Origin of the sequence: Staphylococcus edaphicus, assembly GCF_002614725.1 — a bacterium.
In the GTDB taxonomy this organism is placed as follows: domain Bacteria; phylum Bacillota; class Bacilli; order Staphylococcales; family Staphylococcaceae; genus Staphylococcus; species Staphylococcus edaphicus.
Window position 1 is genome coordinate 44,198 of record NZ_MRZN01000007.1, and the last position, 17,622, is coordinate 61,819.

Consider the following 17,622-nt stretch of genomic DNA (forward strand, 5'->3'; position numbering starts at 1 on the left):
GGATTCTATTACTTAACGATATGATATCCGCTATCAACGTGGATATTTTCACCAGTTACACCACTTGAAAAATCACTTAACAAGTATGCTGCTGTTTTACCAACTTCTTCTTGATCAATATTTCGTTTTAAAGGCGCGCGCTCTGCAATCTCTTTCAAGATTGTATTAAAGCCGCCAACTCCTTTTGCACTTAATGTACGAATAGGACCAGCTGAAATCGCATTAACACGAATATTATCTTCACCTAAGTCTAATGCTAGATAGCGTACATTCGCTTCTAAACTTGCTTTTGCAACACCCATCACATTATAATTTTGAACTGCAAATTCTCCACCTAAATATGTTGTAGCTACAATACTACCGCCTTCAGGCATCAATTTTTTAGCTTCTCGTGCTACAAGTGTTAAAGAGTATGAACTTATATCTTGCGCTAATAAGAAACCATCGCGTGATGTATCAACAAAACGCCCACGTAAATCTTCCATATTGGCAAAAGCGATTGAATGATATACACCATCAATATTACCTATTTCCTCACCAATTTTAGCAAAACCATTGATTACATCTTCATCATTTTGAACGTCAATTTGATACATATGGTGTTCAGCCTGATTTAATTGTTCAACTAATTTCTCTAATTCATTTTTACTACGCTCTTTACGGTATGTAAATACTAATTTTGCACCAAGTTGGTCCAATACTTTAGCAACGCCAAATCCGATACTACGTTTATTTGCAATCCCCATAATAACGAATGTTTTATTCTCTAAATTCAACATGAAAATAACTCCTTTATTTAATTTTCCATTTTTAATTGTTCAAATTGTTACGCAACAACTTATTTTTATTATTGCTCAATATACTATATTTTAACATTGGTTTGATTGAATAAACAATTTATTTTACTATCATCATAAATTTAATGCGCTTTCATTTGTGATGTCATTGATTTTCACTATTTTTTATTAAAACATGAAAATAAAGCAAACGAAATCATATCACATCATTTCATTTACTCTATTTTTAAAATTGGGTTTATTTAAAATCAATAATAGAATTCTAATTCGCGTTTCAATTCATCTACATATTCTTTAGACCCTGTGACGATGACTCTGTCTCTATAACGTAATTGTGTATCACCGTGAGGCACAATAGATTCGTTGTTTCTAATAATACGTACAAAGATAATGTCGCCATCAAATGGGAAATTACGTAACTGAATTTGATCATATTGATGATTTAACATGGCAATTTCATATAATGATGTTTCAACATTACTCAATAGATTAAGCATATTCGGCGTTTCGATGAGTCCTTTTAATAAAATCTTATTACTCATATAACTACTGAAGATTTCAATGCCATTTTTTTGTAGTTCTTCATCTGTTGAACTAGATTCCAATCGGCAAATTACACGTTTTACACCATGAGATTTAGCCATTAATGCTACTTTACGGTTAATTTCATCATCATTTGTAGAACACACTACGATATTTCTTTCAAATAGACCTAGACGCTCTAATAATTCTTCTTCGTAATCTGCTATTTCAATCATCGAAATGGCGTCAGATAATTTACGTTTATCACTTAAGTCATTTCTATAATATAGTGAAACCTGATAGAGCTGCGAAGATAAATTTTGAGCGATAGGAATTGTTAGTTGATTTTTTCCGATCAAGCTAACCTCAATTTGTCTTGTAGCTTCGTCTGGCATAGGGAACATTTTTTTGAAAACAATAGGTACAAATACACATGTAATGACCGCACTTAAAATTAAAATACCAGAAATTTCTGATGAAATCGTACCTAACTGTTCTGCTATTTTTGCAGAAGCTATGACTAACGATAATGTTGACGTTAGTAAAAATGCTGAAGCAATCGTTGTTCTCATATCGAACCATCTACGTATATAAAACATTGGAATTAACTTTGAAATTAAAAATGCTAGAATTAAAAACGGAATAATTAATAGCAAAGCTGGTTCCTTAATTAATTGTGGAATATTTAAATCTACTCCGACCATTATAAAAAAGATTGGAATAAAAAAGCCATAACCAAACGAGTCTAATTTTTCCACCATATCTTCATCTGGACCAAGCAATGACACAACGACACCAGCTAAAAATGCGCCTAAAATATTTTCTGCTCCAACGCCTTCAGCTAAAGCAACTAATAAAATAATAAGGGCGAATACAGCACGAATACCAATTTGTGTCGTTCCATCCATTAATTTTTGTAAAAATTGTGCTTTTTTAAACATACCACCTAAGAAATAAAAGACAATAGTAAAGACAACTAAACTACCAATCAACCATAATGATGTATTCCCCGAAGCATGTAGTGTACCATAAGCTGTTAATAGAATCATCGTCACCAAGTCAGCAAGAACCGCTACTAATAAGATAAATTGACCTATTGTCGAACGCATAATATTCATTTCTTTAAGGGTTGGTACGACTACGCCCAATGAAATTGTAGAAATAATAATAATCATTAATAAAACATCATCAATCAGTCCGAACCATTTGAACATATATGCAAAAACAATTGAAATAATCATAATAAACATAAAGACAACAATAGCTAATTGTAAATGACCAGGCTCTTGCTTTTTCAATTTTTGCTCTTTATTAGTCGAACTTTTATCTTTCTTAAACGCTTTAAAATCTATTTCTAACCCGCTTAAAAACATTAAAAAGATAAATCCTAATGTTGATAGTATATTGAGCATTGCGTCACGTTCCACTAAATTTAAAAATGAATGACCAATGACAATACCCATTAAAATTTCAGCTACTACTATAGGTAAAAATGTAATTCTAAGTCGATTGACTAATATTGGTGTGAAAAATGCCGCTAAAACAACGACAACAAGCGATACAAATTCCATATAACCCCCTTAAGTTAAATAAGACATAAACGATGTCGCTAATCCAAAGTAAATTAGCATACTGACAATGTCATTAATCGTTGTAATAAACGGCCCACTAGCAACGGCAGGATCAATTTTCAGTTTGTTCATCACTAAAGGAATCATTGAACCCACTAGTGTCCCTACAGTCATTGCAATTGTTAAACTACCACCTACGATAATAGCTAATATGGGTTGTCCATAAAGAACCATAATTATAATAAACAACAGTACAGCACACACAAGACCACTTAAAAAACCACTGCCTGCTTCTCTTAATGCTACTTTAAATTTGCTTTGTTCATAAATTTCACCAGTAGATATATTACGTACGGATACCGCCAGAGACTGAGTACCAGAGTTACCGGACATCCCACTGATAATTGGAATAAATGCAGCCAACAATGCTACTTGTGATAACGTATCCTCAAATGAACCTAAAATCGTTGCAGTAATCATACCTAAAAATGTTAAGATGATTAACCATGGCAACCTTTTTTTAGCAGTGGTAAATACAGAATCATTAGTCGCATCAACGTCAGACACACCCGCTAAACGAGAGTAGTCTTCGCTTGCTTCTTCGTCCATTACGTCTAGGATATCATCAATTGTAATAATCCCTAATAAATGGTCCTGGTAATCGACAACTGGCATAGCAATAAAGTCATAGTCTCTCATCTTTTGCGCCACGTCTTCTTGGTCATCTGCAGCGTTTGCACTAATGACACGTTCACTCATAATATCTTCAATGTAGGCATCATTTTCGGCAATAATTAAATCCCTAAGCGAAAGCACACCAGCCAATTGCTTGTTATCATTTACTGTGAAAATTACATAAATTGTCTCGGCATCTGGTGCTTGTTCTTTAACATGTACTAGGGCTTCTTTTACTGGCATAGTTGCCTTCAAAGAAATATATTCCGTTGTCATAATACCGCCGGCAGTATCTTCATCATAATGTAATAATGCTTTTATTTCTTTTGCGTCTTCTTTGTTCATTAATGTTAAAAGACTAACTATTTTTTGCTTAGATAGCTGATTCATAATGTCAACTGCATTATCGTATGACATGTCTTCTAGTACTTTACTGGCATAATTTGCATTCATTGCATCGAATAACGCTTCATATTCATCTTCATCAATTTCTAATTGTTCAAAGAAATCTGCTACTTCTTCTGGAGATAACACTTCATACATGCGTTGTCTTATATCTTCTTTACTATCCTCAAAGTATTCACTTTGCTCATATGTATGCATGGATAAGAATTCATCTCTAAATTCATCTATATGGTTGTTTAACAACAAATCGTCTAGCAACGCTTGATCATAAACTTGTTCGTCTTCCATAGTGATTGTATCTTTTTCATTAACCATCATTCCACCTCCATGTATTTTTGAATTATATCATATTAAATATTGTTTCTATCGCGTCATACTTATCTTTTATTACAATTTCCTTTTTTTCTATTGGATGCAGGAATGACAACTGTACGCATCTTAATAGTTGATGCTGATAATCTTTGTGTTTACCACCATAAAGATGATCACCCACAATGGGATGACCAATATACTGAAAATGTACACGTATTTGATGTGTTCTACCTGTCAACAATGTTATTTCGCACAAACTATAACCCCTATTATAATTCAATCGCTTAAATCGAGTTTGTGCTATTTTTCCAGATAGGTTAACACAGCGCTGAATTATACTTTCTGGATGTCTTGCAATCGGAGCATTTATCAACCCATCTCTTTCTGTCTTTCCCTGACAAATACACAGATATTTTTTATCGATATTAATATTAGACATTAAATGATGGATAAAACCATGCTTTGCCAACATCACAATTCCAGACGTATTACGATCTAAACGTGTTACAATATGAGGATTTATATCTTGCTGTTGTTCATTTAAATAACCTAATACTTGTTCTACTACACTATAATGTAAATGGTCTCTGGAAGGAGCACAATTCTGATAGGCTGGCTTTGATATGATAATGAGATAATCATCTTCAAATAAAATATTCAATTTTTGTCGATATGGTTTAAGACGTTTACTTGGTACTTCATCTGCAAGATATACTTCTAAAATATCACCAACCACTAACTGCTTCCTAACTGTAACAGTTTGGCCGTTAACTATTAAAGCGCCATTATGTTTAATGGCGCTTATCGTCCGCTTTGAGAAATGGTGCCTCTGTAAAAAGGTACGTAACATTTCTGGAGCTGTAATATTAAAAGTAAACTTCATTATTCATCGTCTCCACTTGAGATAAATGAATCGTGAACCCTTTTCCAAAATGGAAATGGTCTAAATCGAGCAAATCGTATTTTCTCTGTAGCAACCCTGTATTGTATCGCATTGACATTTTTATGTTTGATACTTACATGATCAATCGTTGTTAGAATTGTATCCTGATGCACAGGTGTAATCAAACAAGTATGATGTTTAGGTAACACTAACGGAGAACCAACTGTTCTAAAAACTCTATTATTTATCGATGCAATTTCTGCAATTTGCATTGCCTCGAGAGATGGATGTATTAAAGCGCCACCCAACGCTTTATTATAGGCAGTTGAACCTGATGGCGTAGACATACATAAACCATCACCTCTAAAACGCTCAAACTGATTACCTCTTATATTTACATCAACGACAAGTGTAGAGCCATTTTCCGTCTTCATCGTTGCTTCATTTAATGCTAAGTGCCGCGTCTCATAGCCATTGTCATTATAGCGAACGATAATTTCAAGTAAAGGATATTCAATAACCTGGAATTCCGAATTATTGATTTCAATAATTAATTTTTCCACCTCATGTGGTAGCCAATCCGCATAAAATCCTAAATGACCCGTATGAATACCAACAAATGCACAACGAGAAAGCATATGACTATATTGATGAAAGGCTTGAAGCAAAGTACCATCTCCACCTACAGAAATGACGATTTCTGGATTATCTGGATCTTCAACCATTTGAAAATCTTTCATATGGTTAATCATTTTATGTTTTAAAGCATTAGATTTTGAATCACCTTTAGATAAAATCGTGTAACGCATCGTAACATCCCCTAGTCATTATTATGCTTTTTCGCACGCTTTTTCGAATAATATTTCTGTGCCTCTTGTATTTCTTCTTTTATTTCAGACATTTCTTCATCTAATAAGAACGCCGCTTCTGCCGCTCTTTCTAAACGATGTTGAATCTCAGGTGGATAGTCTCCATCATATTTGTATCTCAATGTATGTTCTATCGTTGCCCAAAAATTCATGGCTAACGTCCTAATTTGAATTTCTGCTAAAATTTTCTTTTCTCCACTTAATGTTTCAATTGGGTATTCAATAATGACATGAAATGAACGATAGCCACTTTGTTTGGTATTACTAATATAATCTCGTTCTTCAACAACTTTAAAATCTTTACGTTGTCTCAACAAATTAACTACAATATCTATATCATCAACAAATTGACACATTAGACGCAAACCCGCAATATCGTACATTTCTTCATGTAAACGATCAAACGAAATCTGACGTTTATTTGCTTTATCAATAATACTTGTCATTGGTTTAACACGGCCAGTTACAAATTCTATAGGAGAAGCATTGTCTCCTACTTCATATTGCTTTCTTAGCCCTTTTAATTTGATTTTCAATTCATCGACCGCTTGTTTATATGGAGATAAAAACTGATCCCATTGATTCATTGTGCTTCACTCCGCTTCAATCTAATTCGAAAGTATTTTCAACAACGGACACAAACTCCTTACCATAATTTGAGTTACCTTGAATGTTATCCAGTATATAATTAAATTCATTTTCGAATTGTTTTAATTCTAACTCATCATTAATAATTATTTTCTTGCCTTTGTTTTCATGTAACATAGACCAGGTTTCTTGGACAAATATTAAATAAGAATAAGATTGTCCATCGTCTAAAATATATGCAAAGCTATAATTATCGCTATCAACAAGCATTTGTCCTGCTTCTTGTAGGCCTTCGGTAGATTGTTCTGTATAACAATTTACACTGTCTTCTGTAACTTTAATTTCATTCACATAAATACGCATGCTTGTTCCTCCTTATTCCTCATTATTTTAACATAATTCTATCGCACATAACACGTCTCAACTTAATGTTACAACTTGTTCTATACATTACTTTTATTCATTTCAAATTTTTCATATGCAATTCAATTTAAATTAAGCATAAAGTCATTTAAAATAAACTATTATATGTAATATGAGGAGTGTTTTAATGGCAACGAATAACGAAATCGAATTTAAACAATTATTGACACAATCACAATATCAATCCATTTATACAACATACTTTCAAGATATCGAAACATTTAAACAAATAAACTATTATATCGATACACCACATTTCGATTTAAAGGCCCATCATTCAGCTCTAAGAATCCGTGTGAAAGACAATGCTTATGAGATGACTTTAAAAATACCTGCCGAAGTTGGTCTTATGGAATATAATTTTGATACTCAAGTCGTACCTGAATTAAATAAATCAATCACTAAACAAATGTTGCCCACTGAAATTATAGAACAACTAAATAAAATGGATTTCGACATAGCGCAATTAGTTATTCTAGGTGCTTTAACAACTGAACGCCTTGAAAAAGAGATTAACGGTAACTTGCTTGTATTAGATAAAAGTTATTACCTTGATGTCGAAGATTTTGAACTAGAATTTGAAGTAGATGATTATGATGAGGGATTAATTCAGTTTAACAATATACTCGAAAAATTTAATCTAAAACATGAAATACCAGACAATAAAGTGCAAAGATTTTTCAATCGTAAATCAAATTTATTTGATAATTAATTACGCTCAATAACAAAAAGTCGAATTACTTCCAAATGTAAATATTCATGTTATATTAGTATTATATTAACAGGATACGGTGATATTATGACACAAACACCATATGAAATCATTGGACATGATGCTTTATATAACATGATTGATCATTTTTATTATTTAGTTGAACGCGACGATAGAATAAACCATTTGTTTCCTGGAGACTTTACAGAAACTAGCAGAAAACAAAAGCAATTCTTGACACAGTTCTTAGGTGGTCCAAACCTTTATACACAAGAGCATGGCCACCCAATGTTAAAGAAACGTCATATGAATTTTATAATAACAAATCATGAACGCGATGCATGGCTTGAAAATATGTCACATGCAATAACACATGCGCAATTTCCAGCTGGTGTTGGTGATTACTTATATGAAAGATTACGTTTAACAGCGAATCACATGGTTAATTCCTAAAATTAATTGTAGGTGGAATAGACATGACTGAAGAATTAAGATTAATACAACCTAATAGTCGTGAAGATGCAAATCTTTCACCTGTGAGTAAGATAGAAATTTACTCTTTTTTCGATCCATTCAGTAAGGAATGCTTCAAACTATCAGCAATCCTTTCAAAATTACGTATTGAATATAAACAATATATTAGTATCAGACATATATTGAACCCTTCACTACGTGTTTTAACAAAATGCCAAGCTCAGAGCACCTCTGATTTAGATAATATCGCACTAGCATACAAGGCAGCCGAACTTCAGGGACGTATACGTGCAGAACGTTTTATTCATCTCGTTCAAAATGAAATTATTCCTAAGCGCGATATCATTACTGAATCTATGGTAAATAATTGTATTACTAACGCTGGTTTAGATTATGAAGTATTCAAAGAAGATTTACACAACAACTGCCTAAAAGAAAGTTTACAAGTAGATTTGCATATCGCTCGAGAAATGGAAATTGAAGAAGCCCCTTCTCTTGTATTTTTTAATGAAGACGTTCATGAAGAAGGCTTAAAGGTGGAAGGCTTATATCCTTACCATATATACACATATATCATTAATGAACTAATTGGTACACCGATTGAAAAGGAATTACCACCCAGTCTCGAAGACTATATTCAACAACAACAATTGGTTACTAAAGAAGAGTTACTCACGATTTATGAGTGGCCTGAAAAATTAATGAATAAAGAACTTAAAAAATTAGCTTTGCGCCAAAAAATTGAAAAATTAAAGTCACCTGATGGTAAATTTTGGAAAGCAAAAAATTAATCGCTTTAACAATTTTTATTTCAAATAAAAATGCCAACCACGTATAATGTGTGGTTGGCATTTTTCTATTTTATTTTGCAAATACTGCAAACCGTTTTTGAATATGTTTAGATTCCATCGCTTCATCTATAATTGCTTTAGCAAAATCTGCATAACTTACGTGACTACCTATAATTTCATCCTCACTCACTTTATAAGTACCCGTCTTCTCTCCTTCAAATTGAAAGTCTGGTGCAGGACAAACAAATGTCCATTGAACTTCATCACGCACTTTAATTTCTTCAAATGTTTTTACTTGAGCCATACTAATAGGTTTTATTGCTTCTGGCATATCAGGAGAATCTATTAATCTTTCTGTATGCGTATTATCAACATACAAGCTACCTGCCCCACCAATGATAATGAGCCTCTTGTTACTTTCGCTAACTAAATTGCAAAGCACTTCCAGTGATTGACTGTGTTCATCTAATCTATCTTTGTTCATTTGACCAAATGCATCGATGATCACATCAAAAGGCGCAATATCATCTTTAGTCAAATCAAATAAATCTTTTTGAATAACCTGATTCGCAACTGTTTTATTTTCGCCTCTAACAATTGCTGTCACATCCAATGCGCTCTCAACTGCTTCCTTAGTTATAAGTTGTCCTGCTTTCCCATTTGCTGCTACAACTGCAATTTTCATTAGTTCACCTCTTTCTTGTATTTATTTTAGATACATGTTGAGGATATAACTTTTCAAAAATAAAGTCAATTGAATAGTTATTCATTTCCACTCATTTTTGGCTTTTATTTAAAAAAGCACATAAAAAAACGCCGTGTCTGATTACACGGCGCTAAACAAAGGGGATGGGAGAAATTTTTCACTTCAAACAAAGGGGTATGTTTGTTATGTGATTAATTTCATGTTTATAATATAACACGCTAAAATGTACCTTTCAACCATTTGAATTAAATAAATTTAGTTTGTCACAAACTTGTCATATTGTAAACGAATACATTCATATTAAGCTTTCATTAGCTTTTCAAAAGCGTCTAATTTTTGTTCGAAAACTTGGCAAGCTTGTTCAATTGGTTCTGGTGTTGTCATATCTACACCAGCATTTTTTAAAATTTCTATAGGATAGTTTGAGCTTCCTTTTTTCAAGAATTCATTAATATAACGATCAACAGCAGGTTGACCTTCTGTTAAAATTTGATGACTTAAACTTTGAGCCGCACTGTATCCTGTTGCATATTGATACACATAATAATTCATATAGAAATGAGGGATTCTTGACCATTCTTTACTTATATCTTCGTCTGTTTCAACTGAATCTCCGAAATATACTCTGTTTAAATTGGCATATTCTTCATTCATACGATTCGCTGTTAATGGTTCTCCTGCTTCTTCAATTTGGTGAATTTTATGTTCAAACTCTGCAAACATCGTTTGTCTAAATAAAGTGGCGCGGAAACGTTCTAACTCTTGATTTAATAGTAATAATCTTCTTTCATCATCCAAATGTTTATCCATATAATCACTTAATAATGCTTCATTACAAGTAGATGCCACTTCTGCAACAAAAATAGTATAATCACTTGAATTGGAAGGTTGATTTTGACGGCTAAAATAACTGTGTGCAGAATGTCCAAATTCATGTACTAAGGTATATAAATCGGAAACAGTATTTGACCAATTTAATAAAATGAATGGGTTAGTTAAGTGGGCACCCGATGAATAACCACCAGAACGCTTGCCTTTATTTTCATATACATCAACCCAGCGATTATTTAAGCCTTCATTAACAACTTTCATATATTCTTCACCCATCGGTTGTAATGCTTTTACCATCCAATCTTTAGCTTCTTCATACGGCATTTCAAATTTCACATCTTTAACTAATGGGGTATACAGATCATACATTTTCATATCATCTAAACCTAGTAATTCTTTACGTAACTCTGTATATCGATGCAATAATGGTAAATATTCATGTACTGTTTTCACTAGATTATCGTAAACAGCTTCTGGAATATGATTGTTACTTAATGCAGCTGCTCTCGCTGATTCATAATTATGTGTTCTTGCATTAAATACGTTCTTTTTAACTTCTCCAGCTAATGTTGCACTTAGTGTGTTATTGTATGCACCATATGCTTTATATAAATTTTCAAACGCAGATTGACGTAGTACTCGATCATCTGATTCTAAACACTTAATAAATGTCCCCTGTGTAAGTGCATGCGCATTTCCATCTTTATCAATCGCATCTTCAAACTCTAAATCAGCATTACTGAACATCCCGTATACATTATCCGGTGTTGATAATGCATCTTGCGCTTCAGTTAGTAATTTTTCTTTATCTGCACTTAAGACATGTGGTCGTTTTTCATTAATTAATTTCAAATCAAATGCATAACGTTTCAAATCTTCATTCGATTCAATGAACGATTGAATTGTACCTTCATCTATTTGTAAAATTTCAGGTACTAAGAAACTCCAACCTGAACTAAATTTTATAATTAATTGGTGTGCACGCGATTCGTAACCTGTATATTTATCGTTTGCTGTATCTTGGTCTTGTTTTAAATGTGCGTATACATATACTTTTTCCAATTTTGAACCTAATTGGTCTTCTAACGCTAAAGCTTTATATAAAGTTTCAGCGCTATCTGCCAAATGACCTTGGAATTGCTGTTCTTGTCCAAGACTATCTTCAACTTCTTTAAAAGCATGTTCAAATGCTTCATCTGATTCAAATATTGTTGTTAAATCCCATGTATATTCAGGATATTTACGTTCTTGTTCTTCTCTTGTTAATTGTTGTGTCATTTTTAGTAAACCTCCTATGATTTTCAATAGTTTAATTTTCTCATGTTAGACCTAAATTTGCACGTTATTACATTCTATTTCATCGTAAGATTTTTTAAACTTAGCAATAAGTTCATTAACTATGGCTAAGTGATTATTCTCTGAATTATAAAAGTAATTAAATACTATTTTTTTGTTGAATTGATTTAATTCTTGTGGCTTTTTAACAAGCATATAAATCAATTGTAGTTGCCAATATATAGGATGGGATTGTATATATAATTGTTCAGGATATATGAAACCTAATGCTTTACATACCCAATACTCTGATAAGCGTAAATTATAAATCACACTTAAACTCTCTTCTTTTACAGAATGCTTACATCGACAACGGTTTAAGTATTGTTGTATTGTATGCTCGCTTAATTTCATTTCAGGGACACAATGCACTAAATTAGATTGATTAAAAATGAATCCAAACCCTTTAATTGTTAATTTTGTCTTATACGCAACAAAACGATTTCCTCCAAGAAAATGATAAATTTGATATATATATAACTGTTTTTCACTGAGATTCCATACGACCAACTGTTTTGACTTGATATCTATAAATGTACGTTCATATTTCGTCAATTTTACAATATTTGTCGCTTTATCATAGCCTGGATCTGGGACAATCCAGATTAGTTTATAACCACTGCTTAACAAGCCATGACTACGTTTTTTAATATGCGCAAGAGTCATTTTCGATAATTGTATTTCTATAGCTATACGCCCATTAATAATCAAATCAGGATATTGATAACACTCGGCAATATATGGTTCAATTTGAACACGGTAGCCAATATATGATAATCTCGTTGCTAACTCATATTTAAGGTTATAATGTTCCAGAGACTCACCTTTATTACAAAAATGTGAGGATTGTCCCAAATGAGAAAAATGTGGCATTTTAACTAATCCCTTTTTCAAAACTAATCTACTTCTACAATGCGGACATTCATACCTTGCCTCTTTAACAGCATGTTTGGCATAAACTAATTGATTGTGGGTATTATATGCTAATAACACATTGCTTCACCTCATAATATTACACGCTGTTAAACCACAAATTACTTCCAAAATTATAATTGCTTAATAAATTTATGTCTTCTAAATCATTATTATTCTATATAAATAAAAACCAACTACGGAATATTGTCCGTAGCTGGTTTAAAATGGTCAGAATTCATTTATTATATGGTGTGTTTAGGAACTAAATCCGTCACCATGACTTTTAATTTATACTTCTGTATTTGGGAAATAACGACGTACTTGTGATGCAACGTTATGACTCATAATTATTTTTGCATAGTCGTTTAGATATACTTCTGATTTGTCAGTAGGATATGCGAACTCAAGTAATTGACTATAACTATCATTAATTGTTTCTTGATCCACAGTTTCATCAAAATGAATAGCATAATAGTATATATTATTAAGACTATATAATAAATCTTCAAATTCATCTGTCGATTGGTTATTATAATGTGCATACTCAATGACTTCTTCTAAATCATTAAATTTAACAATCACAGTACGTGTATTTTGACGATTACGCTCATTATGGTCTTGATTCTGTTTGCTCTCTTTTTGTTGTTGACGTTGTTCAAATAAATCTTCTAAACTATCATCTTGATCAAATGTTTGTGACAATAAATCATTCACTTGGTAATCAAGTTGTTCATTGTCCTCATCTGACATATTAATAAGATCTTCATTTTTAGATTTAGATATTGTAACTTCAACACCTTTTTCAAAAGCATGAACTTGTATCCATAACGGACCTTCTACTACAAAATCTTCTTCTTCGTTGATTTCTTCCATCATATTCCAAAAGAATTCTTCTCCACGTTTGCGATTTGTCCATAAGTCTTCCCGTTTAAATCCTCTAGCCTCAATATCACTATATGTTATAAATAATTTAACAGTTGTATCGTCAACGCGCTCTATTCTCATATCATCTCACTCCTTACAGTCGATGAATAGTAATCATATTGTATTAGAACGTAGTAAGAATTACAATTGATTTGTTTGATTAATTTTTACTAAATCCTATTTGATAATTAATATTAACATATACCTTTGTTTTAGCCAAAAAAACAGCACTAACCTATAAAGTGCTGTTGCAATTATTGCATTAATTATTCACAATTAGCCGACGCATACAATACAATAAAATAATCTAATCATTTGACCTAAGCGCCTAATTGTTTGTTATATTTAAAGTAACAAAACCACAAAACAATATGAGTTATATCGCTTTATGGCTTGTTTTATTCATTAATTTATTATATTAGTCAACCAAACGTTGTGCTTCTTGCAATTGGAACGTACGCACTTTTCTTGGTAAGAAACGTCTAATCTCATCTTCATTATAACCAACTTGTAGACGTTTTTCGTCTAAAATAATTGGACGACGTAATAAACCAGGATTGTCTTGAATAATTGAATATAAATCTTGAAGTGGTAATGCATCAATATCTACATTTAATTTTTGATAAGTTTTAGAACGTGTAGATATAATTTCATCTGTACCGTCTTCAGTCATTTTTAAAATTTGTTTAATTTCGTCTATTGTTAAGTGTTCTGAAAAAATGTTACGCTCCGTATACGGAATGTCATGTTCTTGTAACCATGCTTTCGCTTTACGGCAAGATGTGCAACTTGGTGAAGTAAATAATGTTACCATACATCTCACTCTCCTATTTTTCATGAATGTAAATTCATTTGATTTCAATATTTATATGATTAAGAAATGCTTAAGTAATTTCATCTTCCTTAACCTTACAATGAAAGTATACCCTTTCAACATTAAAATTAAATGAGAATTCTCTAATTTTTTCAAAAAATTTAAAATAAAAGTATTTCTCAATAAATTCAATTAAAAATATTGATATGTCTATAGTCTAACATAACTTACAAATGATTGAAATACTGTTATAATAAACGTATTATGTAAAAAATTAAATTTAAGAAAGTAGGCATCATAACATGGAAACATTATTTTCAGGTATACAGCCTAGTGGTATTCCCACAATTGGTAATTATATCGGAGCTTTGAAACAATTTGGTGAAGTTCAAGATGATTACAATTGCTTCTTCTGTATTGTGGATCAACATGCTATCACAGTGCCACAAGATCGATTAAAGTTACGTAAACAGACAAGACAATTAGCTGCAATTTATTTAGCTTCTGGAATTGATCCAGAAAAATCAACCTTATTTATCCAATCAGAAGTTCCAGCACATATCCAAGCAAGTTGGATGTTAACTACAATTTCTTCTATCGGTGAGTTAGAGCGTATGACGCAATTCAAAGATAAGGCAGTGAAACAAACAGAAGGTGTCCCTGCTGGTTTATTAACATACCCACCTTTAATGGCTGCGGATATCGTTATCTATAATACAAATATTGTTCCAGTCGGTGATGACCAAAAGCAACATATCGAATTAACAAGAAATTTAGTTGATAGATTTAATTCTCGCTTCAATGATATTTTAGTCAAACCAGAAATTCGTATGCCAAAAGTCGGTGGACGTGTAATGAGTCTTCAAGATCCAACGAAAAAAATGAGTAAGAGTGATGATAACCAAAAAAATTACATTTCATTACTTGATCAACCTAGTGTTGCTGCTAAAAAAATCAAAAGTGCCGTTACAGACTCAGATGGTATTATTAAATTTGATCGTGACAATAAACCTGGTATTTCAAATTTATTATCTATTTACTCAAGTTTAACAAATGAATCTATCGATACTCTTCAAGAAAAATATAAAGATTCAAACTACGGTGTATTCAAAACGGATTTAGCTGAAATCGTAAAAAACTTCTTAACTAACTTCCAAGAAAAATATGAATACTATTTCAATTCTGAAGAACTAGATGAAATATTAGACAATGGTAGAGATAAAGCACAACAAGTTTCATACAAAACATTGAAAAAAATGGAAAAAGCTATGGGGCTTGGACGTAAAAGGTAACGAGTCAATAAAATAAAAAAGAGAATCCAAAAATTGGATTCTCTTTTTTTTATCAATAATGAAATCAAGCGTAATTGATTTCATTATGATAATTCAACTGAGTACGGTAATCATTATTGATTTAGTTACTCTTTTTTCTTTTTACCTGTTTTTGGATCAATGTGCTTATCTATCTTCACATGTTTCAGTGATGTGTCTCCACCAACTTGATGATAGACAATACCTTTAACTTGAGGATTAATAAGATGTGCTTCCCCCTTCTGATAAACTGGAGCCACCGGTGCATCTTTGAGCATTAATTCTTCGGCTTCTTGCATGGCAGCGTTACGTTCTTTCGGTTTTTGTAGTAAGCTTCCATTTGCTTCTTTAACTAAGTTATCATATTTTTCACTGCCCCATCCCGTGTTATTTTGAGATGAATCTTTTGTCATGATATTTAGATAAGATAATGGATCCGGGAAATCTGGTCCCCATCCTGATAACGAGGCCTCAAATGTTTCTTTATTTTCTTGATTTAAACGTTGCTTAAATGGCAATTGTTTAATTTTCATCGTTACACCTGGAAGGTTACTTTCAACTTGAGATTTAATATATTCTGCCGAAATTTTTGCATCCGGTGTATCTTCTGTATTCATAGTGAAAGTCAATTCCTTAATGCCTAATTCTTTTTTCGCTTTTTCTAGATTCTTTTTAGCGGCTTTTGGATTATATTCCAATGGTGAATTAATAGTAGACGCAAAATCTTTACCATCTGGCGTTTTGGCAGTTAAGCTAGAAGTAAAGCCATCCATCGCTTTCGAACCATTGTTTTTAACAGAATTGACATATCCCTCTTTATCAATGGATTGTGAGATGGCCATTCTTAAGTCTTTATTTTTAAATTCAGGCACATTTTTTTGATTCATCTTAATATAGAATGTGCTTGCTAATAAGCGTTTCATTAAACCAGGATCGTCTTTATATTTATCTACTTGCTCTGCTGTGATACCTGCATCATCTACTGAACCCGTATCATAGAGTGATGCACCAGCTTGCTGATCTTTTAATACTTTGAAATTAATACGATCTAAGTGAACTGCTTTTTTATCCCAATAATCTTCATTTTTAACCATCTGGATTTTGTCTTCCACTTTCCAGTCTTTAACTTTAAATGGCCCATTATAAGTTGTTTTATTTGCAGTTGTACCATACTGGTCACCATATTTTTTTACCATTTTTTCATTTTGTGGCATAAACGTACCAAATGCGAACATTTCATTAATATATGGTATTGGTTTTGTGAGTTCCACTTTAAGTGTATGATCATCAACTGCTTTCACCCCTAATTCATCAACATCTTTTTTACCCATATTGATTGCTTCAGCATTTTTCAAATCATACATGATATAGGCATATTCAGAGGCTGTATCAGGGTTGATGACACGTTTCCATGCAAACTCAAAATCCTTTGCAGTAACTGGGTCGCCATTAGACCATTTGGCGTCTTTACGTAACTTAATCGTTAAAGTCTTTCCGCCATTACTTTCTTCCGGCATTTCTTTGGCTACACCTGGTACAGCTTTATCATTCTTATCTAAACTATACAAACCTTCGTATACTTGGTTAAATAAATTAAAGGAAACTGTATCAGTGACTAATGCAGTATCAAGAGAAGAAATATCTGAACTAACTACTTTTCTATAAACTTGTCCCTTGTCTGAATACACGCCTTCAGCATTACCACATCCGGCCAACACTACAGATAACGCGACCAATATAATAAATAACTTTAATTTTTTCATTG

At 32.2% G+C, this 17,622-nt stretch carries 17 protein-coding genes; 4 read left to right on the plus strand and 13 right to left on the minus strand.

The window, feature by feature from the left end:
* Positions 1-8: 8 nt before the first annotated feature.
* The 7 genes from fabI to BTJ66_RS06110 all read right to left on the minus strand — a co-directional run bounded on the left by fabI (position 9) and on the right by BTJ66_RS06110 (position 6,985).
* Positions 9-779 carry an enoyl-ACP reductase FabI gene (fabI, locus tag BTJ66_RS06080; protein ID WP_099090079.1) on the minus strand — a complete coding sequence of 257 codons (771 nt, stop codon included), beginning with the start codon at positions 777-779 and terminating at the stop codon, positions 9-11.
* 266 nt (positions 780-1,045) lie between these two features.
* Positions 1,046-2,890: a monovalent cation:proton antiporter family protein gene (locus BTJ66_RS06085; protein WP_099090080.1), complete on the minus strand. Its 1,845-nt coding sequence runs from the start codon at positions 2,888-2,890 to the stop codon at positions 1,046-1,048.
* A gap of 9 nt (positions 2,891-2,899) precedes the next feature.
* Positions 2,900-4,285, minus strand: a complete 1,386-nt coding sequence (gene mgtE, locus BTJ66_RS06090; RefSeq protein WP_099090081.1) for a magnesium transporter — start codon at positions 4,283-4,285, stop codon at positions 2,900-2,902.
* Positions 4,286-4,310: 25 nt separating this feature from the next.
* Complete coding sequence (locus BTJ66_RS06095; protein ID WP_099090082.1) at positions 4,311-5,165, minus strand: RluA family pseudouridine synthase; 855 nt, start codon at positions 5,163-5,165, stop codon at positions 4,311-4,313.
* Positions 5,165-5,974: an NAD kinase gene (locus BTJ66_RS06100; RefSeq protein WP_099090083.1), complete on the minus strand. Its 810-nt coding sequence runs from the start codon at positions 5,972-5,974 to the stop codon at positions 5,165-5,167. The genes BTJ66_RS06095 and BTJ66_RS06100 overlap by 1 nt, the downstream gene beginning before the upstream one ends.
* Positions 5,975-5,985: 11 nt before the next feature.
* On the minus strand, positions 5,986-6,621 hold the full coding sequence (gene yjbM, locus BTJ66_RS06105; protein WP_099090084.1) for a GTP diphosphokinase: 636 nt from the start codon (positions 6,619-6,621) through the stop codon (positions 5,986-5,988).
* A gap of 16 nt (positions 6,622-6,637) precedes the next feature.
* Entirely contained in the window at positions 6,638-6,985 is a 348-nt protein-coding gene (locus BTJ66_RS06110; protein WP_099090085.1) for a UPF0738 family protein, read from the minus strand.
* Between the two features lie 187 nt (positions 6,986-7,172).
* Here BTJ66_RS06110 and BTJ66_RS06115 point away from each other — a divergent pair, with 187 nt between their 5' ends.
* The 3 genes from BTJ66_RS06115 (at position 7,173) to yjbH (ending at position 9,022) form a co-directional block, all read left to right on the plus strand.
* The gene (locus BTJ66_RS06115) at positions 7,173-7,757 is read left to right on the plus strand and encodes a CYTH domain-containing protein (RefSeq protein ID WP_099090086.1); all 585 of its coding nucleotides are present in this window, start codon (positions 7,173-7,175) and stop codon (positions 7,755-7,757) included.
* 87 nt (positions 7,758-7,844) lie between these two features.
* Complete coding sequence (locus tag BTJ66_RS06120; protein ID WP_099090087.1) at positions 7,845-8,210, plus strand: truncated hemoglobin YjbI; 366 nt, start codon at positions 7,845-7,847, stop codon at positions 8,208-8,210.
* A gap of 23 nt (positions 8,211-8,233) precedes the next feature.
* Entirely contained in the window at positions 8,234-9,022 is a 789-nt protein-coding gene (gene yjbH / locus BTJ66_RS06125) for a protease adaptor protein YjbH (protein ID WP_099090088.1), read from the plus strand.
* A 70-nt stretch (positions 9,023-9,092) separates the two neighbouring features.
* Here the strand turns inward: yjbH and BTJ66_RS06130 are convergent, their stop codons facing one another.
* The 5 genes from BTJ66_RS06130 to spxA form a co-directional block, all read right to left on the minus strand.
* Complete coding sequence (locus BTJ66_RS06130; RefSeq protein WP_099090089.1) at positions 9,093-9,707, minus strand: NAD(P)-dependent oxidoreductase; 615 nt, start codon at positions 9,705-9,707, stop codon at positions 9,093-9,095.
* A 321-nt stretch (positions 9,708-10,028) separates the two neighbouring features.
* Positions 10,029-11,837 (minus strand): oligoendopeptidase F, encoded by a 1,809-nt coding sequence (gene pepF / locus BTJ66_RS06135; protein WP_099090090.1) that lies wholly within the window; start codon positions 11,835-11,837, stop codon positions 10,029-10,031.
* Positions 11,838-11,888: 51 nt separating this feature from the next.
* Positions 11,889-12,887, minus strand: coding sequence for a competence protein CoiA (locus BTJ66_RS06140; RefSeq protein WP_099090091.1), 999 nt, complete (start codon positions 12,885-12,887; stop codon positions 11,889-11,891).
* A gap of 210 nt (positions 12,888-13,097) precedes the next feature.
* Complete coding sequence (mecA, locus tag BTJ66_RS06145; RefSeq protein WP_099090092.1) at positions 13,098-13,814, minus strand: adaptor protein MecA; 717 nt, start codon at positions 13,812-13,814, stop codon at positions 13,098-13,100.
* Positions 13,815-14,151: 337 nt separating this feature from the next.
* On the minus strand, positions 14,152-14,547 hold the full coding sequence (gene spxA / locus BTJ66_RS06150) for a transcriptional regulator SpxA (RefSeq protein ID WP_099090093.1): 396 nt from the start codon (positions 14,545-14,547) through the stop codon (positions 14,152-14,154).
* A 302-nt stretch (positions 14,548-14,849) separates the two neighbouring features.
* Here spxA and trpS point away from each other — a divergent pair, with 302 nt between their 5' ends.
* Positions 14,850-15,839, plus strand: a complete 990-nt coding sequence (trpS, locus tag BTJ66_RS06155; RefSeq protein WP_099090094.1) for a tryptophan--tRNA ligase — start codon at positions 14,850-14,852, stop codon at positions 15,837-15,839.
* 125 nt (positions 15,840-15,964) lie between these two features.
* Here trpS and BTJ66_RS06160 read toward each other — a convergent pair whose 3' ends face one another.
* Complete coding sequence (locus BTJ66_RS06160; RefSeq protein WP_099090095.1) at positions 15,965-17,620, minus strand: peptide ABC transporter substrate-binding protein; 1,656 nt, start codon at positions 17,618-17,620, stop codon at positions 15,965-15,967.
* Positions 17,621-17,622: the final 2 nt, after the last annotated feature.